The sequence below is a fragment of the Micromonospora sp. NPDC092111 genome (genome assembly GCF_044755745.1).
Lineage (GTDB): Bacteria > Actinomycetota > Actinomycetes > Mycobacteriales > Micromonosporaceae > Micromonospora.
The window spans coordinates 93,602-115,416 of the sequence record NZ_JBIVRQ010000009.1 but is presented as its reverse complement, the minus strand read 5'-3'; the positions used below and the strand labels follow the sequence as shown (position 1 = coordinate 115,416).

11 protein-coding genes and 1 pseudogene are annotated in these 21,815 nt (G+C 75.6%); 10 read left to right on the top strand and 2 right to left on the bottom strand.

Annotated elements, in window-relative coordinates; all coding sequences use genetic code 11:
- Window positions 1-94: 94 nt before the first annotated feature.
- The 4 genes from ACIQG9_RS19035 (at window position 95) to ACIQG9_RS19020 (ending at window position 6,743) form a co-directional block, all read left to right on the top strand.
- A complete protein-coding gene (locus ACIQG9_RS19035; protein ID WP_400403995.1) occupies window positions 95-865 on the top strand; it encodes a helix-turn-helix domain-containing protein in 771 nt (256 codons plus the stop codon).
- Between the two features lie 26 nt (window positions 866-891).
- Window positions 892-2,286 carry an FAD-dependent oxidoreductase gene (locus tag ACIQG9_RS19030; protein WP_400403993.1) on the top strand — a complete coding sequence of 465 codons (1,395 nt, stop codon included), beginning with the start codon at window positions 892-894 and terminating at the stop codon, window positions 2,284-2,286.
- Window positions 2,287-2,319: 33 nt separating this feature from the next.
- Window positions 2,320-3,492, top strand: coding sequence for an MFS transporter (locus ACIQG9_RS19025; protein WP_400403990.1), 1,173 nt, complete (start codon window positions 2,320-2,322; stop codon window positions 3,490-3,492).
- Between the two features lie 107 nt (window positions 3,493-3,599).
- Window positions 3,600-6,743: a BTAD domain-containing putative transcriptional regulator gene (locus ACIQG9_RS19020; RefSeq protein WP_400403988.1), complete on the top strand. Its 3,144-nt coding sequence runs from the start codon at window positions 3,600-3,602 to the stop codon at window positions 6,741-6,743.
- A gap of 14 nt (window positions 6,744-6,757) precedes the next feature.
- Here the strand turns inward: ACIQG9_RS19020 and ACIQG9_RS19015 are convergent, their stop codons facing one another.
- Window positions 6,758-7,591 (bottom strand): ABC transporter permease, encoded by an 834-nt coding sequence (locus ACIQG9_RS19015; protein WP_400403985.1) that lies wholly within the window; start codon window positions 7,589-7,591, stop codon window positions 6,758-6,760.
- Window positions 7,588-8,544 carry an ATP-binding cassette domain-containing protein gene (locus tag ACIQG9_RS19010; RefSeq protein ID WP_400403982.1) on the bottom strand — a complete coding sequence of 319 codons (957 nt, stop codon included), beginning with the start codon at window positions 8,542-8,544 and terminating at the stop codon, window positions 7,588-7,590. The genes ACIQG9_RS19015 and ACIQG9_RS19010 overlap by 4 nt, the downstream gene beginning before the upstream one ends.
- 317 nt (window positions 8,545-8,861) lie before the next feature.
- Between ACIQG9_RS19010 and ACIQG9_RS19005 the strand changes: the two genes are divergently transcribed.
- The 6 genes and pseudogenes from ACIQG9_RS19005 to ACIQG9_RS18980 all read left to right on the top strand — a co-directional run.
- Window positions 8,862-9,734: a DUF4132 domain-containing protein gene (locus tag ACIQG9_RS19005; protein WP_400403979.1), complete on the top strand. Its 873-nt coding sequence runs from the start codon at window positions 8,862-8,864 to the stop codon at window positions 9,732-9,734.
- A complete protein-coding gene (locus tag ACIQG9_RS19000; protein ID WP_400403977.1) occupies window positions 9,731-14,506 on the top strand; it encodes a hypothetical protein in 4,776 nt (1,591 codons plus the stop codon). Before ACIQG9_RS19005 ends, ACIQG9_RS19000 begins: the two co-directional genes overlap by 4 nt.
- Window positions 14,503-15,663, top strand: coding sequence for an AAA family ATPase (locus ACIQG9_RS18995; RefSeq protein ID WP_400403975.1), 1,161 nt, complete (start codon window positions 14,503-14,505; stop codon window positions 15,661-15,663). Before ACIQG9_RS19000 ends, ACIQG9_RS18995 begins: the two co-directional genes overlap by 4 nt.
- Window positions 15,647-19,192, top strand: coding sequence for a DUF5682 family protein (locus ACIQG9_RS18990; protein WP_400403972.1), 3,546 nt, complete (start codon window positions 15,647-15,649; stop codon window positions 19,190-19,192). Before ACIQG9_RS18995 ends, ACIQG9_RS18990 begins: the two co-directional genes overlap by 17 nt.
- On the top strand, window positions 19,189-20,994 hold the full coding sequence (locus ACIQG9_RS18985) for a hypothetical protein (protein ID WP_400403970.1): 1,806 nt from the start codon (window positions 19,189-19,191) through the stop codon (window positions 20,992-20,994). Before ACIQG9_RS18990 ends, ACIQG9_RS18985 begins: the two co-directional genes overlap by 4 nt.
- A 169-nt stretch (window positions 20,995-21,163) precedes the next feature.
- A pseudogene (locus ACIQG9_RS18980) lies at window positions 21,164-21,754 on the top strand (SDR family NAD(P)-dependent oxidoreductase); the annotation flags it as partial.
- Window positions 21,755-21,815: the final 61 nt, after the last annotated feature.

Here is a 21,815-nt window from a genome sequence, read left to right as displayed (position 1 = left end):
TCAGTTCCCCAGTTGATGCCGCCCGGCAGGCCGTAGGCACCGCAACGGCCGCGCCGGGCGGCCCCATCGGTCTTTCGACAACGGGAGAAAGAGCGTGACGATCGCCGCCAATTCCAACCGCACCGCCAATGATCGCGCCTTCCTGCTGCTCGACGCCATGGCCACCCTCGGGCCAGGGCCGCACCGCCTGCGGGATCTCGCCGCGCAGGCGGGGCTGGAGCCGTCCACGGCACATCGGATCCTCCAGTCGGCCATCCGCGTGGGCACCGTGTCGAAGACGGAACGCGGTCGGTACCTGCTGACCAGCCGTACCGGCGGATCCGACAAGGCGGCAGCGCCGGAACCACCGTCGCCCGGCCCGTCGGTGCAGAACGGCACCGGTTCGATGCTCGCGCTCTCCCGACGTACCCGGCTGCTGCTCGCGGCCCTGCAGAAGACCACCGGCCAGACGGTGCTGCTGTACGTGCCGCTGATGCTGGACACCCCGATGCGGTACTGCCTCGCCTACTTCGCGCCCCGGCACGACGAGTTGCTCGGTGACGCCGAGCGGCAACTCACCTCCGACATCCTGTTCTGCGCGCCGCTGTCGGTGGACGCGCCGGGGCGGGTGATGCTCGCCGGGCTCGCCGACGCGCGGGCCGGCGACCCGGCCATCACCGCCATCCGCGCCAACGGTTACGCCTTCGGGCCCTCGCCGGTCGCCGGCTGGCAGACGGTGACCGCGCCGCTGCGCAGGTACGGGCATCTCGCCGGGGCCGTGTGCGTCGTCAGCCCCGCGTCCTGGATGGACGCCCACCGCGACGACGCCTTGCGCGAACTGTTGAGGATCACGGCCGAGCTGGCCGAGAAGATCGATCCCCTGTGACGAACACCCCAGGCTGAGGAGCACTCATGCACGGCCCCACCCATGCCGTCGTCATCGGCGGAGGACTGGCGGGCATGCTCGCCGCGAGCGTGCTCGCCGACCATCCGCAGGTGGACACGGTCACCATCATCGAACGCGACGAGCTGCCCGACGGCCCGGCCGAGCGCCGTGGTCTGCCGCAGGGCCACCACGCCCACGTGTTGATGTCCAGCGGCGCGCGCCTCATCGAAACCCTGCTGCCGGGCACCACGCAAGCCTGGCTGGCGGCCGGCGCGCACCGTCTCGGCCTGCCGCAGGGCTACGTCATGCTCCTGCCGCAGGGTTGGCTGCGGCGCTGGGAGACCGAAGAATTCGTGGTGAGCTGCAGCCGGGCGGTCCTCGACCACGTGGTGCGCCAGCAGGTCCGCCGCCGGCCGAAATTCCGCGTCCTCGACCGCGCCCGGGTGACCGGCCTCGCCGGTGACGCCGGCCGGGTCACCGGCGTCCGGCTCAGCCGGGACGGGACGGACGAGGTGCTTCCCGCCGGTCTGGTGGTCGACGCGACCGGCCGCGCCTCCCGGGCCCCGCACTGGCTCGCCGAACTCGGTGCCGGACCGGTGCCGGAGGACGTGGTCGACAGCGGCCTGCGGTACGCGACGAGGGTCTTCCGCGCCCCGGAGCCGGCACTGCGGGGATTCCCCGTGGTCAACGTCCAGGCGGATCCGACGCAGCACCGGCCCGGGCAGACCGCCGCCCTCATGCCCATCGAGGGCGGCCGGTGGCTGGTCACCCTCTCCGGCACGCGGGGCGGCGAGCCGCCGGCCGACGAGCAGCGGTTCGTCGCCTTCGCGCGGAGCATGCGGCACCCCGTCGTCGGTGACCTCATCGCGGACGCGGAACCACTCGGGCCGGTCCGCGTGACGAACAGCACCGCCAACCGCCGCCGCCGCTTCGACGGGATGCGCCACTGGCCCGAGGGGTTCGTCGTGCTCGGCGACGCGGTCGCCAGCTTCAATCCGGTGTACGGCCATGGCATGTCCATCGCCGCCAAGGAGGTCGCCGTCCTGCGGGCGGAACTCGACCGGCAGGGCCTCGGTCCCCGGCTGGCCGGCACCGTGCAGCGGGCCGTCGCCGCCGTGGCCGACGAGGGCTGGGGGCACGCCGCCGGATCCGACAGCCGCCTGCCGGGCACCCGGGGAGCCGCGCCGTCGGTGATCGACCGGATGCTGTGGCGGTATCAGGACCGCCTGTTCCGTACGGCGTTGGACCGACGGCCGATCGCCGAGGAACTGATCAGGGTCTTCAGCCTCTCGGCGCCGTCGAGCCGGTTGCTGAGCCCGCGGATGGTGCTGGCGACGATCCTGGGCCCGCGCGCGGCGCCACCGGCCGAACCACCGTTCACGGACCTGGAGCTGGGGATGGTGGGACGCGGTGCGGTGTGAGCCCGACGCCCGAGCCGACGACGGCGTGACCTGATGGGTGTTCGTCTCGCGCCCGCCGGCCGGAGCGCCGTCAGTGTCGCGCCGATCCGGGTGACCTTCCTGATCCACGGTGCGGTGCAGGGCGTGTGGGCCGCCCAGATACCCGCGATCAGGGAGGACCTGCGGCTGTCCACCGGTGATCTGGGACTCGCCCTGCTGCTCCAGGTCCTCGGGGGAGTCGGCGCGTTGACGGTTGCCGGTCGACTGGTGCGGCGGCACGGTGCGGCGGCCGCCGTCCGGGTGGGCCTGGTGAGCTACGTCCTGGTACCGGCCGTCATCGCGCTGACACCGTCGTTCGCCGTACTGGTCGGGGCGATGGTGCTGCTCGGCGCCACGGGGGCGGTCAGCGACGTGGCGATGAACGCCTACGCCGTCACGGTCGAACGCGAACTCCACCGACCGGTCATGTCCGGCCTGCACGGCGCCTGGAGCGCGGGGTCGCTCGTCGCGGCCGGGCTCTCGGTGGCCGGCGCGACCGCCGGGCTCGGTCCCGGCCCCATCCTCGTCGCGGCGACCGTGCTGCTGCTCGCCGGCACCGTCGCCACCCTGTCCGGCCTCGTCGCGCCACCGGAGGTCGCCGCGCCAGCGGCCCGACGGCGTCCGCCGCTCGCGCCGCTGCTCGGCCTGGGCGCCCTGGCCGCCCTCGCCCTGTACGCCGAGGCCGCCGGGGCGGACTGGAGCGGGGTGTACATCCACGACGTCACCGGTGTCGCCGCGGGACCGGCCGCCGTGGGCTACCTCGGCTTCGCCGCGGCGATGGTGGCCGGCCGGCTGCTCGGCGACGCCGCCGTACGCGCCGGGGGGCCGGTGCGGACCGCCCGGGTCGCGGCGACGGTGTCCGTCGTGGGGTCGGCGCTCGTGGTCACCGCCGTGGCGGCCCCGATGGCCGTGGTGGGCTTCGTCCTGCTCGGCGTGGGGCTGTCGGTGCTGGTGCCACTGATCCTGAGCGCGGCGGGCCGGCACGGCGGGGCCCGCGATTCCGGTTCGGCCATCGCCACCGTGAGCGCGATGGGCCATGCCGGTTGGCTCGTCGCGCCCGTGCTGGTGGGCCAGGTGGCGGAGCTGGCATCGCTGCGGGTGGCGTTCCTGACGGTGGCGCTCGCCGGAGTCGGGCTCGCGCTCGCGGCCGGCGCGGTGGCGCGCGGGCCGACGCGGGGAGGTGGGTGAGGCCGAGGTGGGGAGGTGGGTGACGCCGGCCGGGGGCGGTCCGCGACCTCGGCAGCGCGTGCGTGGTCCGGCGCGGCGCCAGCGGCGACGGGTGAGAGAGTTGGACCGTGCGGGTGGGAATCCTCGGGCCGCTGGAGGTCCGTGACGGCGACCAGGTTGTCGAGGTCGCCGGCGCGCGCCTGCGCGCGCTGCTGATCCGGCTCGCGGTCGACCCGGGTCGCTCGGTGGGTGTGGACGCGCTCGCCGCGGCGCTCTGGGGCGACACGCCGCCCGCCGACACCGCGAACGCCGTGCAGTCGCTCGTGTCCCGGCTGCGCCGGGCCGTACCCGGGCTCGGCGTGCTGTCCGGCCCGGCCGGCTATCGGCTCGATCTCGGCCCCGACGACGTCGACGCCAACCGGTTCGAACGGCTCACCCGCGCGGGCCGGGAGGCGCTGGGCGGTGGCGACGCCGGCCGTGCCTTCGCCGCCCTGCGCGACGCGCTGGCGCTCTGGCGCGGCCCGGCGCTCGCCGACGTCGCCGACGCCTCGTACGCGATCGCCGCCGCGGTCCGGCTGGAGGAGCTACGGCTCACCGCGCAGGAGGACCGGATCGAGGCGGAGCTGCGCATCGGCCACTCCGCGTTGCTCGTCGCCGAACTCGACGAGCTGACCGCCGCCCACCCGCTGCGGGAACGGCTCGCCGCGTTGCACGTGCGCGCGCTGGCCGCCGCCGGCCGGCCGGCCGAGGCGCTCACCGCGTACGACCGGGTCCGGCAGCGGCTCGCCGACGAGCTGGGCGTCGACCCCTCGCCCGAGTTGCGCGCCGCCCACCTCGCCGTGCTGCGTGGCGAGAGCGGTCCGCCGCCGGCCCCGGTCGTCGCGCCGCGCGGCAACCTGCGCGTCGCGCTCACCACCTTCGTCGGCCGTGACGAGGACCTGCGCCAGCTCACCACGCAGCTCGCCGAGAACCGGCTCGTCACCCTCGTCGGCCCGGGTGGCGCCGGCAAGACCCGGTTGGCGAGCGTCGCCGCCGGCCTGCTGGCCGATCGCGTCGCCGGCGGCGCGTGGCTGGTCGAGCTGGCGCCGATCGCCGACCCGGCGGACGTGCCGCGGGCCGTCCTGGACACTCTCGGCCGCCGCGACCGGGCGCTCGAACCCGCCCGTCCCACCACTCCGCGTGACACGATGGGCCGGTTGGTCGACGCGCTGTCCGCCGACGAGACCCTGCTCGTGCTCGACAACTGTGAGCACGTCGTCGACGCCGCCGCCCAGCTGGCCGACGAGCTGCTCGGTCGCTGTCCGGGGCTGCGCGTCCTGGCCACCTCCCGCGAGCCGCTCGGCATCCTCGGTGAGGCGCTCGACCCCGTACCGCCGCTGCGGCCTCCGCCGGCCGACGCGACACCGGCGGACGCGCTGGCGTACCCCTGCGTGCAACTGCTGCGCGACCGGGCGGTGGCCGTCCGCCCCGGCTTCGCGGTGACCGACGGCGACGTCCGGGACATCGTGGAGATCTGCCGCCGGCTCGACGGCCTGCCGCTGGCCATCGAGCTGGCCGCGGCCCGGCTCCGGACGCTCTCGCCGGGGCAGGTCGCCGCCGGCCTCGACGACCGGTTCCGGCTGCTGACCGGTGGCAGCCGGACGGCCCTGCCGCGCCACCGGACGCTGCGCGCCGTCGTCGACTGGAGCTGGGGGCTGCTCACCGACGACGAGCACCGGCTCACCGAACGGCTCGCGGTGTTCCCGGCGTCGATCACCGCCGAGTCGGCGGCCGGTGTCGCCGGCGACGCCGCGTCGCTGCTCGACGCGCTGGTCGACAAGTCGCTGCTCCAGGTGGTCGACGACGGCCGGTTCCGGATGCTGGAGACCATCCGTGAGTACGGCCTCGAACGGCTCGCCGAGTTCGGCGGCGTCGCCGACTCCCGGGCCGCCCACGCCGCGTACTTCCTGCGCCTGGTGCAGACCGCGGAACCGCACCTGCGCACCGCCGGCCAACTGCCCTGGCTCCGGTTGCTGGAGACGGAGCGGGACAACATCATCGGCGCGTTGCAGTTCGCCTGCGACGCCGGTGACGCCGACACCGCGCTGCGCATCGGCGCGGCCCTCGCGCTGCCGCTGGTGATCTGGGGTGACGGCGGCATCGGCGGCGATGTGCTCGCCCGCGCCCTCGCGCTGCCCGGGCCGGCCCCGATGGCCGAGCGCACCGTCGTGCTCGCCATCCGCATCATCACCGAGATGGTCAACGGCGCCCGGGTGCCGGAGGCGGAGCGGGTCGCCGAGCTGGCGGCGGCGGTCCGGGCGGCGCAGGGGTCGGACAATCCGTACCTGGCGTTGCTCGAACCGGCGCTGTCGATCTTCACCGACGACACGAACGCCGGCATCGCCGCGGTCGACCGGGCCCGTGGCCACGCCGACCCGTGGACCGAGGGGACGCTGCTCGTGATGCGCGGCCAGATCAAGGAGAACGACGGCGACGCCGACGGCATGCTGCGTGACCTGACCCAGGCCACGAAGGAGCTGCGCGTGGTGGGCGAGCGGTGGAGCCTGTCGATGGCCCTGAGCCAGTATGCCGATGGGCTCACCCGGCAGGGTGACTACGAGGCGGCGACGGCCGCGCTGGAGGAGTCGGCGCGGCTCTCGCGCGAGCTCAACCCCACGGAGGAGCCGGGGTTCCAGGTGATCTGGCTGGCGGCCATGCGCGCGCGGTCCGGCGACGTGGCGGGGGCCAAGGGAGACCTGCGCCGGTTCATCGCCGACCAGGAGACCGGCCGGGACGCCGCGTTCGGGCTGATGATGCTCGGCGACATCGCCCGGCGGGAGGGCTCGCTCGCCGAGGCGCAGGAGTGTCTCGCCGAGGCGATGTGCCGGCTGGAGGCGACGCCGTTGGCCGCCCCGCAGTTCCGTGGGCTGCTGCTGGCCGCGATGGCGCACCTCGCGCTCGCCGGTGGTGACGTGGCGGGCGCGCGTCGGCGGATGGCCGAGGCCGCGCTCGGCGGCATCGCCGCCCGCGACATGCCGGTCGTCGCGATCATCACGGTCGGCTGGGTCGCGATCGCCGCCGCCGAGGGTCGTTTCGAGCTGGCCACGGAGCTGCTCGGCACGTCCGACTCGCTGCGTGGCCGGCCCGACCGGTCCAACGCCGACGCGCAGCGGCTCGCCGAGCAGCTACGCGCGGAGCTGGGCGACGAGGCGTACGCGGCCGCGTACGCCCGGGGGAACGGGTTGAGCCGGGCCGACGCCCTCGCGTTCGTGGGCGTCGACCCGGCTCGGTGAACCCTCCGGGTCGGTCAGGCGCGGCGGCGGTACGCCCGCACCGCGAGCGGCGCGAACACCGTGATGATCGCCACGGTCCAGATCAGCGACTGGGTCACCGGCTTGGCGACCGGACCACCGATGATCAGGCCCCGGGCGGCCTCCATCACGTCGGTCACCGGGTTGATCTTGACCCACCACTGCAGCCAGCCGGGCAGCGTGTCCGTCGGGACCATCATGTTGGTGCCGAACGTCAGCGGGAACAGCACCAGGAACGCGGTGCCCTGCACCGCGCCCGCGCTGCGCATCAGCACGCCCAGCAGCACGCCGATCCAGCTTATGGCGAACGCGAACGCGATCGTCAGCAGGCAGGCCGCGATGGTCGACAGCGGATCGGTGCCGATCCGGAAGCCGATGACGTACCCGAACGCGAACAGCACCACGATCGAGACCACGAACCGGACGAGGTCGCCCACCACCGAGCCGACCAGCGGCGCGGACCGGGCGATCGGCAGGCTGCGGAACCGGTCGAAGACGCCCTTCTCGACGTCGGTGTTGAGGCTGACGCCGGTCGCGATCGAGGCGAACAGCACGGTCTGCACCATGATCGCCGGCAGCAGGAACTGCAGGTACGCGTGCTGCGAGCCGGAGATCGCGCCGCCGAGCAGGTATACGAAGATCACCACGAACATGATCGGCTGGAGGGTCACGTCCAGTAGCTGCTCGGGCGTCCGGGTGGTCTTGATCAGGCTGCGGACGGCGAGCGCGAGGCTGTGCCGGACCAGCCCGAAGGGGCGCTTCTGGCCGGCATCGACCCGGGGGGTCCGGGTCTGCCGCGGCGGCTCGGCCGGGCGGGTCATCGTGGTCATGCCGCCACCTCCTCAAGATCTTCGGCATCGTGGCCGGTCAGCGTGAAGAACACCTCGTCGAGGCTCGGCAGTCGCAGCGCCAGCTCGACCACCCCGATGCCGGCGTCGTCGAGCCGGCGGACGACCGCGGTGAACGTCGCGTCGCTGTCCACCGGCACGGTGAGCAGACCCGGCCGGGGCAGTTCGGGGTCGTTCCCGGTCGCACCGCGCAGGATGTCGGCGACGTCGCCGACCCGGCCGGGGTCGGTCGGCCGGACGACGATCGTCTGGCTGCCGGCGATCCGCTTCAGCTCGGCCGGCGTGCCGTGTGCGATCACCCGGCCGTGGTCGATCACCGAGATCTCGTCGGCCAGCGCGTCGGCCTCGTCCAGGTACTGCGTGGTGAGCAGCACGGTCGAGCCGTCGTCGACCAACGAACGGACGACCCCCCACATCTCCTCGCGTTTGACCGGGTCGAGGCCGGTCGTCGGCTCGTCCAGGTAGATCACGTCCGGCCGGCCGACCAGGCTCGTCGCCAGGTCCAGCCGTCGGCGCATCCCCCCGGAGTACGTCTTGGCCGGCCGCCCGGCCGCCTCGGTCAGGTCGAACCAGGCGAGCAGCTCGGCCGCGCGCGCCTTGGCGTCCCGGCGGCTGAGGTCGAGGAGCTGGCCGATCAGCACCAGGTTCTGCGTGCCGGTCAGGTCCTCGTCGACCGAGGCGTACTGCCCGGTCAGCCCGATCAGTCGGCGCACCTGTGCGGCGTCGCGGACCACGTCGTACCCTCCGACCGAGGCGCGCCCCTCGTCGGCGCGCAGCAGCGTGGCGAGGATCCGGACCGCCGTGGTCTTGCCGGCGCCGTTCGGCCCCAGCACCCCCAACACGGTCCCCCGTCGTGCGGCGAGGTCGATCCCGGCCAGTGCGGTCGTCTTGCCGAACCGCTTGACCAGGCCCTCCGCCTCGAATGCGTAGCTCATGGCAGTCACCATGGCCGGGGCCGCTGGCAGCCCGCGCACACGACGCTGACAGCGGTACGCACAGCGCGCTGACGTCGGGGTGGAGCCGGTAGGTCCCGTCGTCCCGGCACGCGGCGACCGGCCGGGCCCGGTGCCGTCGCGTCCGGTCGAGGCGGCCGGCCGGGAACTCGCAGCGCGGGCGCAGGCCGGCGTGGTCACCGGTTGTGATGGCGCCGGCCCTTCCTGGACCGTCCCGGACGGACCCCTGACGGCCCCGTTTTTGTCGGCCGGGTGGGCTAGCCTCCGGTGTCTTCTTCCGTCGAGCGTTGGATGTCCACATGGGATGGTCAGAGGTGGCGGGTGGCTATCAGGTCACTCTCCGCGATGGTGAGGTCGTCGCCCGTAACGCCAAGGGCAGGGAACTCCGCGCGGTGCCGACCGCGTTGCGGGACGACCCGACCGTGGTCGGGCTGCGGCAACTCACCGAGTGGCTGGCCCGGCACGAGACACAGTGCCGGGCGGACATCGAACGCTGGATGGTGCGTTCGCTGCCGGTGCCGGTCGCGGTGCTCACCGAGGTGTGGCCCGACGAGGCGTGGCGCGGGGCGCTCACCGACCTCGTCGTCGCGGTGCTCGACGACGACGGTGGCTGGGACCCCGACGAGGTGGGTCTGCTCCGCGAGGCGGGCGACGCCCAGATCGGGCTGGTCAACCTGGACGGCGAGACGGTCCGCCGGGCCGCCCGGCGGGTGGTCATCCCGCACCCGGTCAGGCTGGCCGACCTCGACGACCTGCGCGAGTTCGCCGCCGACCTCCAGGTCCGCCAGTCCGTCGACCAGCTCTTCCGACAGACCTGGGTTCGTGGGGCGGGGGTGGACGTGAACGCGGTGCGGTGCGGCGACTACTCCGGTGGCCGGTACGACCAACTGCGCCACCTGACGGCCCGCGCGACGAAGCTCGGCTATCCGGTGCGGGGCGGCAACGCGGTGTGCCGGGTGTTCGAGGACGGCCGCGCCGTCGAGGCCCGGTCGTGGGTCGGCGCCGACGACCCGTACTACGAGACCGAGACCGGCGACCTCGTCTTCACCGACCGGCACGGCACCGCCCTGCCGTTGGGCGCGGTCGGGCCGGTCGCCTGGTCGGAAGGAACCCGGATGGCCGCCGCGCTCTACGCCGGACGGATCGTGGCACAGCAGGAGGACGAGCAGTGAGCGTGGACGCGATGGACCAGCTCGACGCGGGCGCGGTGCTGCCGGCCGGCACGGTGGTGGCGAAGGACGACACGGTCGACACCCTGACCGCCCGCCGGTACGCCCACCCGGTGCTCGCGCAGCGGACCGTGGTGCGCCTGGTCAGTGGCACGCTCGGCGAGGCCGAGGACCTGTCCATGGAGTTCCTGGGCTTCGCCCGCCCGGAGCGGGTGACCCCGGTCGGCGTGGTCCGCCAACAGGCGCTCGGTTTCCCGGCGTGGGCGCTGGTGCACGATCCGGCCAACGGCCACCACGCCCTGGCCCTGGTCAAGGAGATCGAGCGGCTGGCGCGGATCGCCAGGTCCCGGATCGGCCCGGCGAAGGAGGGCTTCGACGCCCTCGGGGAGCGGCTGGCCCGGTCGGTGCCGCACTTCCTGCCGACGTTCTACGAGGAGGCCGGGCGGGCGTTCCTCGCCGCCGACAGCGTGACCTACGCGGCGAGCATGTTCGGCAAGGCCCGCGAGGCGGAGCGGGGCTACGCGCTGGCCATCGACGAGGAGCGCCAGCACGCCGTGTTCCTGGAGTTCGCGCTGGCCGGCGCGCTGACCGCGAAGGCGCTCTCCGGTCACGCCCGGGACCTGGCGACCCGGTGCGCGCCGGCGGACGCGTACGACCGGTTCCGGCGGCTGTGCGTGGAGCGCACCCTGGGCGGTCTGCCGCCGTACGCGGCGATGCACACCGACCTGCGCCGGCTGGCCCGCAACGCCGGGGTCGCCCCGACCGTCGCCGACGAGCGGGTGCTCGGTGAGCTGCTGGCGGCTCCGGCGATCAGCCGGGCGCCGGAGGCGTTCTGGGTGGCCTACCGGGCGCCGTTGGCCCGGCTCGCCGCCGCCGACCCCGCCCTGCGCGGCCGGCTGCTCGGGCTGGTGCCCGAGCACTGCGGCGACGACGTCTGGCTGGGGGTGCTGGAGGAGGCCGGCGCCACGGCGGCGCTGACCGAGCCGGCGGGCAGCGGCCCCGGCGAGGCCGACTCGCCGGACGGCCCCGCCGGGTGGCTCCGCCGCTTCGACGAGCACCGCGAGCAGCGCTCCTGGCGGGCACGCAGGCGACACCCCGGGCTGTTGGCGCTGGTCGAGCGGATGGCCGGTCGGCTGAAGTCCGACGGTGAGCCGGTCGCGCTCTGCCGCGAGCACGACGTCGTGGACCTCGACCTGCTCGACACCTGCCTGGCGCTGGGGGTGCCCGTCGTGGCACCGGCCGACACCGCCCGGTACGCGGTGGACCGGTGGCTGTCGGACGAGACCGACGGCCGGCGTGACCTGGTGGCGACCGCCGCCGACCCGCGCTTCCTGCCGGCGCTGCGGGAGGGCGTGGAGAGCCACCTTCGACCCGGTTGGCGCGAGGAGAACGCCGACCCGACGGCGCGGGTGCGTGCGGTGGTCGCGGTGCCCGGGCTGCGGACGGCGCTGCGGAGCTGGCTGGACGCCGTCGCCGACGCCGTCGGTCGGCAGGGCCTGCCGACGCTCGACAGCCAGCTCGACCGGGTCGGCACGGTCGCCTGCCCGGCCGGGTTCGCGGTCAATCCCGAGGCGGTACGCCGGGTCGTCGACCACGACCTCGGCCCGGTCCTCGGCCGCACCCTGCGGGCCGGTCTGCTCGACGAGTACGGCTGGCCCGCCCTGGAGTCCGCCGCCGAGCGCCTCGGGGTGGCCGACGAGCGGGACAAGGACGTCCAGCTCGTCGGGCAGTGGCCGTACCTGCTGATCCGCCGGGGCGACCTGGTGCTGGTGGTCGGCCGCGACGGCGTGGAGCACGAGCACCTGATGCGGATCCCGGCCAACGAGCGCCACTACCTGTGGCGGCTGGTGCTGCGCTATGTCGACGGCCAGCTACTGGTCTGCTGGGACCGGGGCCCGAACCGGGCCGGCTACTGGAGCGGCGCGCCGGACGACGTCTTCATCGTCGACGACGACGCCTTCGACATGTCCGCCGACCTGTCGCTGCCGCTGCCCGGCGGGGGGCGCACCTTCGGCCGGCGTCCGTTGCGGGTGGGCGACCGGGGGGAGCGGACCGCCGGCGAGGTGATCAGCGACGGCAGCGCCTACTGGGTACGTGCCGCCGACCAGAGCCCGGGGTGGCGCGAGTACGATCCGGCGACCGGCGAGCCCGGCCGGTTCTCCGTGCCGGCGTTCTTCGAGGACGGCGCGGTCGACGGCCAACCGCTGGACGCCGCCCTGTCCTGGTTGCGCCCCACGGAGTCGTCCGACAGCCCGCTGGGCCGGGCCGACGGGCTCGCCGGGTGGCGGGTGCGGCGGGGTCCCGACGGCGGCATGGCCGGCGAGGCCGTGGGCGGCCGGTCCTTCGTGCTGCCGGCCGGCGTCGGCCTCGACGGCAGGTTGGCGGGGGCGGTGCGGTTCCCGGGCGCCTCCGCCACCTACGGTCTGTTGCGGAACAGCCGGGGCCGCAGCGGTGAGGTGCTGCTCTGCGCCGCCGACGGTTTCCTGCTCGGCCGGTACCCGCTCGACGGCGCGCGCTCGACGTCCGCCACCGGCACCCCACTGCTGCCACCGCCGGCGTTCTGGCACTTCCTGCGCCCCCGCGACGAGGCCGGTTCGGCGGCGCTGCGCGGGGTGACCGACGAGCAGGCCGGGGCGCTGCTGGCCGAGGCCGCCGGCCTGGACACCGCCCAGGTGCGCGCCCTGGTCGGCCGGCACCTTCCGCAGCTCACCGCCGCCGCGCTCGTCGCCGGGGTCGCCGGCGTCGTCGAGCAGGCCGCCGGGCAGGTGGCGAGGCTACGCGCGCTGGCGGGCCGGGGGAGTGCCGTGGAGGTGGCCGGACCCGCCGGGGATCAGCAGCCGGCCGGTGCCGAGAACCCGGCCGCCGACAAGCTGCTCGCCGTCGGGCTGTCCGGGATCATCCAGTACTGCCACTGTCACGGCGACAGCGCGCTGCGGCTCATCGCGCGGGCCGGCGCCGCGCTCACCGCCACCGGGCCGGCCCCGGCCGACGGGATCGAGCTGGACGGTGACGTCGACTGGTTCGACGCGCTGGGGCTGCTGCCCGCCGCGATGTACCGGGCAGCGGCCCCGCTGACCACGCCGGAGGTGCGCGACGCCCTGCTGGCGCTGCTGGAGACCTGCGCCCGGTCCGGGCTGGTCGCTCCGGGCAGCCGGTTGCGGCGGGCCACCCTGGTGGCCGACGGCACCGACCGGCTCAACCACGCCCGGGGCCAGGTGTTCGAGGCGGACGGGCGTCGGCTGCTGGTGCTCGGGGTGGACACCGACGACCGTGAGGTCGAGGTGCTCGAATGGGCGTCCACCGGGCGGTTCGAGGCGGTGTCGGGCTTCCGGATCACCAGGGAGTGGATCCTCCCGGCCGGCGCGGTCCCGCCGCAGCGGCTCGCCGAGTTCGTCCGGCTCGTCGGCGAGAACGGCCCGGTGACCTGGCGTACGGACTGGGCGCGGGCGTTGTCCGAGGAGGCGGGCATGGGGCACACCGAGGCGGCACTGCTGCTGGCGGGCCTGCCCCGGATCGCCTGGGGCAAGGCCGAAGCCGAGTCGGCCCGTACCCTGCTGGGGCTGACCGACCCGGTGGCCGCGGCGTCGGCGGCCCGGTTCTGGGAGTCCCGCAGCCGTCGCTCCGGCGGGAACAACGCCGAGCTGCTCGGGCGGCTGCTGCCCGAGGACCCGGCGGCGCTCTGGACCGACGGGCCACGGGTCGACCTGGTCGTCGAGGAGTGGCGTCGGCTGCACGGGCGGCGTCGCCCGGTACCCGACGAGCTGATCGTCGCGGTGACCCAGGCCGGGGTGGCCCGTCCGATGCCGCCGTCGGAGGCGATCCACGGCATCGCCAACCCGACGACCTGCCGCTGGCTGGCCGGCTCGGTCCCCGGCATCGACGACGACGACGTGCTGACCGCGTTGACCAGGACGCTGCCGTGGCTGGCGTACCACCTGCCCGGCACCGACCCGGTCCGGTCGGCGTTGCCGGTCGCCGCCCGACTGGCCCGGCATCGGCTGGCCGACCCCGATCTCGCCGTCCCGGTCGGCTACCTCGACGGGAAGAAGATCCCGGCGTTCGCCGCCGCGCTCGGCGTCCCGGCGGTGGCCGGCCCGGCCGGCACCGAGATCGGCCCGGTGCTGATCCCACCGGACACCGGCTGGCACCAGGTGCGGCTGCGCCCGGCCCGACTGCGGGGGGTGGACGATCCGGTGCTCGCGGTGCTGCGGGCCCGCCTCGACGAGGCCGACGAGTCGGTGCTCGCCGCGCTGCTGGCCCTGCTGGGCGACCAGGTCACCGAGGTGGTGACCTACGCCGTCCCCGACTCGGCCGAGGGGTTCGCGCAGGATCCGACCCGGTCCGCGCCGGACCTGGTCGCGGCGGTCGGCACGACACTCGGCCTGGGCGCCGACGCCGCGGCGCTCTACCTGCAACTGCTCGCCCTGCCCGACCCCACCGACCGCAACGTCGCCCGGTGGACCGGCTGGAAGCCGGCGCGGCTCAAGGCGGCCCGGGCGGAGCTGGCCGCGACCGCGCACGTGGTGGCGGCGAAGCGACCCCGGGCGGGGCGGTCCCTGTTCCTGCCCGGTGGCTGGCTGGCGCTGAAGGCGCCGCTGCTCCCGCTGGAGCGGTGGAAGCTGCCGCTGCTGATCGGGGGTGAGGGCGGCGTATCCGCCCTGGGCATCATCACCCCGGTCGCCCCCGCCCCCCGGCTGTTCGCACTCGCCTGGGCCCGGCTGCTCGCCGGTGACGCACCCCGCTTCGACGATCTTGTTACGGAAAGGCGCCGATGACCACGACCACCCCGGCGGTACGGCAGGTGGACCCCGCCGAGCACGCCCACGCCACCGAGCTGGAGTTCCTCGCCGCGTACGACGACGGGCCCCGTCCCCCGGGCTGGCGGCTGACCCCGCGCGCGGTCGTCACGTTCATCGTCGGCAGCGCCGGCGGCGAGCTCGAACTGCCGAAGGAGGCACGCCGCGACGGGTTGCCCCGCAAGCTGGTCGTCGGCGGCAAGTTCGTCGGCGAACGGGCCCTGGTCGAGCGCTGCGTCGTCACCCTCGCCGGGGAACGGGGCCTGCTGCTCGTCGGCGAGCCGGGCACCGCGAAGTCGATGCTGTCGGAGCTGCTGTCCGCGGCGGTCTGCGGCACCAGCGAACTGGTCGTGCAGGGCACCGCGGGCACCACCGAGGACCAGCTCCGCTACGGCTGGAACTACGCGCTGCTGCTCGCGCACGGCCCGAGCGCCGCCGCGCTGGTGCCGTCGCCGATCCTGTCGGCGATGCGTACCGGCGCGGTCGCCCGGGTCGAGGAGATCACCCGTTGCCTGCCGGAGGTCCAGGACGCGCTGGTGTCCATCCTGTCCGACCGGCGGATCGCCGTGCCCGAGCTGTCCGGCACCGCCGAGGCCACCGTGCCCGCCGCGCCCGGTTTCACGCTGATCGCGACCGCGAACCTCCGGGACCGGGGCGTGTCGGAGATGTCCGCCGCGCTCAAGCGGCGGTTCAACTTCGAGACCGTCGGCCCGATCCCCGACCTGGCGCAGGAGACCGCTCTGGTCCAGCGGCAGGCCCGGGCGGCGCTGGACCGGGTACGGACCCCGTTCGCGGTCGACGAGGCGGTGCTGGAGGCGCTCGTCACCGCGTTCCGGGACCTGCGGGCCGGCCGTTCGGTCGAGGGCTGGGAGGTGGAGCGCCCCTCGACGGTGATGAGCACCGCCGAAGCGGTGGCGGTCGCGACATCGCTGGGTCTGGCGGCGGCCTACTTCCCCGGCGACCGGGACGTGTTGTCGCTGTTGCCGGGGCACCTGCTGGGCGTGGTCCGCAAGGACGACCCCGCCGACGGGGCCAAACTGCTCGGCTACTGGGACGGCGCGGTCCGGCGCCGGGCCGAGGACGGCGCGCGGCTGTGGCGGCGGCTCTGGGAACTGCGTGATGTCCTTGCCGACTGAACCGCACCCGACCGAGCCGCACCTGACCGGGCTGCCGGTCGGCACCGCACCGGACGCCCCGGCCGGGCTGGTCGACCCGGTGGTCGCCGTCACGGAGCTGGCCGGGCACCGCCGGCCGTACCTGATCGGGGTACGGCACCACTCGCCCGCGCTGGCGGTGGCACTCCCGCGCCTGCTGGCCGAGTTCCGACCCGAGGTGCTGCTCCTGGAGCTCCCACCCGAGTTGGGCGAGTGGCTGCCGTGGCTCGCCGATCCGGCCACCATCGCACCGGTGGCGCTGGCCGGGGTGGTCGGCGACGGCGGGGAGCCGGCGTTCTACCCGTTCGCCGACTTCTCCCCGGAACTCGTCGCGGTGCGCTGGGCCGCCCGCCACGGGGTCCAGGTCGTACCCTGCGATCTGCCGCTGGGCGACGTGGCCTGGCGGGAGCGCGGGCCGGGACCGGCCGGCACCCCGGCGGCGGGCCGGTCGTTCGCCGACGCGCTGCGGGCGGCCGGCACCGGGCGACCCGACGAGGACCTCTGGGACCGGTCGGTCGAGGCCCGGGCGCCCGCCGCGAGCCCGGAGGCGGTCCGCCGGGCGGCGCTGGCGGTCGGCTGGGCGCTGCGCGTCGACGCCGAGCGGGGGCCGGGGGTGTCCGCCCTCGACCTGCGCCGGGAGGAGCGGATGCGGCAGTGCCTGGCCGAGGCGGGCCAGCGGCGGGTCGCCGCCCTGGTCGGCGCCTTCCACGCCCCGGCGCTGCTGACCGGGGCGGACGCGGCACCGCCGGACCGTCCAGCCACGACGCCGGTGGTGACCTCTCTGGTGCCGTACACGTTCGGGCTGCTGGACGCCCGGTCGGGCTACCCGGCCGGGATCCGCGATCCGCAGTGGCAGCAGTCGGTCCTCGCGGCCGACGGCGACCCCACCGCCGTCGAGGCGGCGGCGGTGGCAGCCGTGGTGGCCGTCTGCGCGGCGACCCGCCGGGCCGGTCACCCGGCGGGACCGGCCGAGGCCCGGGAGACCGTCCGACTCGCGGTCGACCTGGCCCGGCTGCGGGGTCTGCCCGCGCCGGGCCGGGGTGAACTGGTCGAGGCGATGCAGAGCGTGCTGGCCCACGGTGAGGTGATGGGCCGGGGCCGGGTGGTCGCCGGTGCCATGGAACAGGTGCTCGTCGGCGACCGGCGTGGCGCGCTGGCCCCCGGCGCCCCCCGTTCCGGGCTGGCGCCGGCGGTGCGGCGCCTGCTGGCCGGGCTGCGGCTGCCCGGCGTCGCCGATCCGGCCCGGGAACTGCGACTGGACCCGCTCCGCTCCGATCTCGACCGGCGTCGCGAGATCACCCTGCACCGGCTCGCGGTCTGTGGCGTCGCCTACGCCGAACCGGTCGCCGGCGAAGGGGTCGGCGGTGTCGACCCGGTCACCGCACGCTGGCGGGTGGGCTGGTCGCCCCGGACCGAGGCGACGATCGAGGTGGCCGGCCTGCGCGGGGTGACCCTCGCCCAGGCCGCCGAAGGAGCCCTCGTGGAGCAGCGGCGGCGGGAGCAGGCCGACGGCGGCCCGACCGCGACCGCGGTGATCGATGGCCTGGCCGCCGCCGCGCGCTGCGACCTGACCGGCCTGGCCGCGCGCCGACTCGCCGAACTGTCGGTCACGGTGCCGGCGGAGGGCACCCTCACCGAACTGATCAACGCGTTGGCGCTGCTCGACCGGCTGCGCCTCGGCCACCTGCCCGGCGGTTCGGCGTTGCCGGTGGGCGAACTGCACGCGGTCGCCGAGGCGGTGGAGAGCGCGGCGATCCGGCAGGTCGACGGGCTGGTCGGCGCCGAGGAGGTGGCCGACGCCGAGGCGTTGGCCGCGCTCGCCCAGCGCGCCGACACCGCCGGGGCGGGGCTGCGCCTGGCCGACTGCCTCACCCGGCTCACCGCCCAGGGCACGCCGATGATGGCCGCCGCCGCCGGGGCGGTGCGGGTGCTGCTCGGGTTGGCCGAGCCGACCGAGTTCGGGCGGCGCATCGCGTCCTGGCTGGACACCGCGACCACGCCCACGGCGCGGCAGCGGCTCCAGGGCCACCTGACCGGGCTGCTGGTCGTCGCCGAGCCGCTGCTGCGGGCCAGCGGCGAGGTGCTGGGCGGGCTCCTCGACCGGGTCGAGACGCTGCCCGACGAGGAGTTCCTCACCCGGTTGCCGGCGCTGCGCGCGGGCTTCCACGTGGTCAGCCCGGCCGGTCGGGACCGGCTACTGGACGTGGTGCGTGAACGGCTCGGCGATGCCGGATCGCCCGACGACATCGCCGTGGTCGACGATCCGGACGCCCTGCTGCTCCGGCTGCTCGCCGACCGGGCGGGCCGGTCGGCGCTGCTCCGGCAGGGCCTGCTCGCCCCCGAGCCGGCCGGCCCACCGGCCGACGTTCCCGGCACCCCGCCGCCGCCGGCCCGCCGGGCCCCGTCCGGTGACCTGTCGACCGTCGACCGTTGGCGGCTCGTGCTCGGCCGGGAGACCGCCCGGGTCGGGTCGGGCGGGCGCCGGTACGCCACCGCGCTGGACGAGCTGTACGGGGCCGGCCGGGGCGAGGGCGCCGGCGCGGAGGCGGCCGGTCGGGCCGGCCGGGAGGCGCCGTTTCCCGGCGTACGGCAGTGGACGGAGGAGCTGTCCGCCCTGTTCGGGCCCGGGGTCCGGGAGGAGGTGCTGGCCCGGGCGGTCGAGGCCGGCCGGCTGGACGTGGTCACCGAGCTGGACCCCGAGGCGGTGCGCCCCTCCGTGGAACTGCTCCGTGACCTGCTCACCCTCGCCGGTGGGTTGCCGGAGTCCACCGTCGCCCGGCTGCGACCGCTGGTGGCCCGGATCGTCGAGGAGCTGACCAGGGAACTGGCCTCCCGGTTGCGGCCGGCGCTGACCGGGCTCACCACGCCGCGCCCCACCTACCGGCCGGGCGGGCCGCTGGACCTGCCCCGGACACTGCGGGCCAACCTGGCCACCAGCCGCCGCGACGAGCGGGGCCGGATCACGCTGGTGCCCGAGCGGCCGGTGTTCCGGACCCGGGCCCGCCGGGGGGTGGACTGGCGGCTGGTGCTCGTCGTCGACGTCTCCGGCTCCATGGAGGAGTCGGTGATCTGGTCGGCGCTCACCGCCGCCGTGCTCGCCGGTGTGCCGGCGCTCACCACGCACTTCGTGGCCTTCTCCACCGAGGTGGTGGATCTGTCCGAGCGGGTGGACGACCCGCTGGGCCTGCTGCTGGAGGTCAGCGTCGGTGGGGGTACCCACATCGCGGCCGGGCTGCGTTACGCCCGCTCGCTGGTCACCGTCCCGCAGCGGACCATGGTGGCCGTGATCAGCGATTTCGAGGAGGGATATCCGATGGGTGGGCTGCTGGCCGAGACCAGGGCGCTGGTCGAGGCGGGCTGCACGGTGCTGGGCTGCGCCAGCCTGGACGACACCGGGCGGCCCCGGTACTCGGTCTCGGCGGCGGGCCAGCTCGTGGCGGCGGGAATGCCGATCGCGGCGTTGAGCCCGCTGGAACTGGCCCGGTGGGTCGGGGAGCAGGTGCGCCGGTGACCGGGCTGCCGGCGGTGACCGCGCCGGTGCTGGCCGAGGCGCTGGACGCGCTGCCCGCCCGGCTGCGCAGGAAGGTGGACGAGGCGGTGACCCGGGCCGCGGGCTGGCCCGTCACCGGCGCGGCCGGCGAGGTGACCGTCCAGGTCGACGACGCGACCACCGTGACGCTGGTCGCGGCCGACGGGGTGGTGCGCGCCGCCGCCGACGCCCGATGCAGTTGCCTGCTCGCGCCGAACTGTCTGCACCGGGTGGCGGTCCTCGCCCTGGCCCGGGTGGACGACGACCCGGCCCCACCGGAGACCGTCGGGCCGTCCGCCGTCGCGCCGTCGGCGGTCGACCCGACCGGCGGGCCGGCGGACGGGCCGGCGGCCGGGGCGGTGGGCGGGGCACTCACCGAGCGGCAGCGGGCCGCCGCCGACGGGTTGTGGCAGGTGGCGGTGACGGTGCTGGCCGCAGGGATCGTCGGCTCCGGAGTCGTGCTGCGTACCGCCCTGCTGCGGGCCGTGCACGAGGCCAGAGCCAACGGCCTGCACCGGGTCGCCGCGACCGGGACCCGGGTCGCGGTGGGCCTGCGGGCCGCCCGGGCGGCCGAGCCGCAGCACCGGCTGGCCGACCTGACCGACGACCTGCGCGAGCTGCTGGCCGTGTCGCGTCGCCTGCGCGGGACCGATCTGCCGCCCGGGGAACTCGGGCACCTGCTGGGCACCGCCCGGCGGGCGTACGACCCGCAGGCCGGGCTGCGGCTGTACGGGCTCTGCGCGGTGCCCGTGGTGGCGGACTCCGGGTACGCCGGGGTGGTCACCTATCTGGTGGACCGGGACGGGCGGCTCTGGACGGTCGCCGACCTCGCCCCGGGTGACGCCGGGCGGGCCGCCGGTGCGGGCGACTCGACGGTGGCGGTGGGCGAGTCGGGGCTCAGCCACCGGCAGCTCACCCGGGCCGGGCTGGTGGTGTCCGGCGGCACCGCGTCGGCGTCGGGGCAGTTGGGCGCCGGCCGGTCGGTGCGCGCGGTACGGGCCGGCGGGGCCGCCTGGGCCGACGAGCCGCTGGTCAGCTTGTGGGCGGAACCGCTGGCCGACCAGGTACGGCGGGCCTTCGCCGCGTCGGCGCTGCCGGTGCCGGAGCGTCCCGCCGGTGCCGACCTGCTCTTCCTGACCGTACGGGTGCTGGGCCCGCACGAGGACACCGTCCTGGCCGCCACCGGCGACGGCGCGGTCCTGACGGTGACCGTCGCCGACGAGCACACCGAACTGTCCCACCGCCACAACCTGCGGCTGTTGGGGCAGGCGGTGGGGGTGGAACTGCGCCTGGTGGGCCGGCTCGATCCGACCCGCCGGGCGACGGTCCAGGCGTTCGCCGTGGGTCCGGTGCCGGGCAGTGGACCCGGGCTCGGCCTGCCGGAGAGCTGGGCGGGCCACGCCGACCTCGGCTACGACCGGCTGCACCACAGCCAGCTCAGGATGGCCAGTGGGGCCCCGCCGACGCCGGTCGACGGTCAGCGCCCGACCACCGGCGATCCGGCGTTGCGCCTGCTGCGCCGGCAGTTGGAGCGGGTCGTCTCGGGCGGGCGGGCGATCCAGGCGCTGGCCGACTCCGCGGAGCGTGGGCTGCGGCGGGCCCGCCTGGATCTCGGCGGCTACCTGCTCGGGGCGATGGGCGTCGCGGCGCGGGCCCGTCCACGGGACACGTTCGGCCGGGTCATTGACGACGACGGGCAGGCGTTCGCGGAGTCCTGGCTGGCGTTGGCGGTCTACGAGGAGGCGGCGTCCCGGGCGCTCGCGGAGGCGACCTGGCTGCCCTGACCGGCCGCGAGGGTGGAGGGACGGTCCCGGCCCACGACGCGGTGGACCACGGACCGCGCGGAGCCAGCCGAGCGGGCAGCCGGCAGCACCGGGCCGGCTGCCAACGGCGTTCCAATCGATTCCCAACCGTCCCAGTCATCGTGGCGCGGCACACGACGAAAGGGACGGCATGCGCAACATTCTTGTCACCGGCTCGGTGGACGGCATCGGCCTGCGAACGGCGACCCAGCTCATCGCCGAGGGACATCGCGTGGTTCTGCACGCCCGCGACGAGGAGCGGGCGGCGGTCGCCAAGTCGGTGCTGCCGGCCGCGGCGGGGGTCGCGGTGGGGGATCTGGGCTCGATCGAGGCGACCACCGCGCTCGCCGACTCACTGGCCGCCCACGGGCGTTTCGACTCCATCGTGCACAACGCCGGGATCGCCCGGTTGGACAGCGCGGAGCGGGAGCTGACCGGGGACGGGCTGGAGTCGACGTTCCAGGTCAACGTGCTCGCGCCGTACCTGCTGACGGCGTTGCTGCCCCAGCCGGAGCGGCTCGTGTTCGTGTCCTCGGCGATGGCCGCGGACGGTGTCGTCGACCTCGCCGACCTGCAGTACGACACCCGTCCGTGGAACGGCACCGAGGCGTACTGCACCTCGAAGCTGCTGGACCTGATGCTCGCCGTCGCCGTCGCCCGTCGCTGGCCGGCGACCCTGAGCAACGCGGTCGACCCGGGCTGGGTGCGTACCAAGATGGGCGGTGACGCCGCGCCGACGAGCCCCGACCACGCCGCGCGGGGTCAGGCGCGCTACGCCGCCGGCACCGGTCCCGAGGTGCTGG

Coding starts and splice junctions, on each gene's coding strand:
- ACIQG9_RS19015 (WP_400403985.1), bottom strand. CDS start 7,591: ATGACCACGATGACCCGCCCGGCCGAGCCGCCGCGGCAGACCCGGACC.
- ACIQG9_RS19030 (WP_400403993.1), top strand. CDS start 892: ATGCACGGCCCCACCCATGCCGTCGTCATCGGCGGAGGACTGGCGGGC.
- ACIQG9_RS18995 (WP_400403975.1), top strand. CDS start 14,503: ATGACCACGACCACCCCGGCGGTACGGCAGGTGGACCCCGCCGAGCAC.
- ACIQG9_RS18990 (WP_400403972.1), top strand. CDS start 15,647: ATGTCCTTGCCGACTGAACCGCACCCGACCGAGCCGCACCTGACCGGG.
- ACIQG9_RS19025 (WP_400403990.1), top strand. CDS start 2,320: ATGGGTGTTCGTCTCGCGCCCGCCGGCCGGAGCGCCGTCAGTGTCGCG.
- ACIQG9_RS19010 (WP_400403982.1), bottom strand. CDS start 8,544: ATGAGCTACGCATTCGAGGCGGAGGGCCTGGTCAAGCGGTTCGGCAAG.
- ACIQG9_RS19005 (WP_400403979.1), top strand. CDS start 8,862: ATGGGATGGTCAGAGGTGGCGGGTGGCTATCAGGTCACTCTCCGCGAT.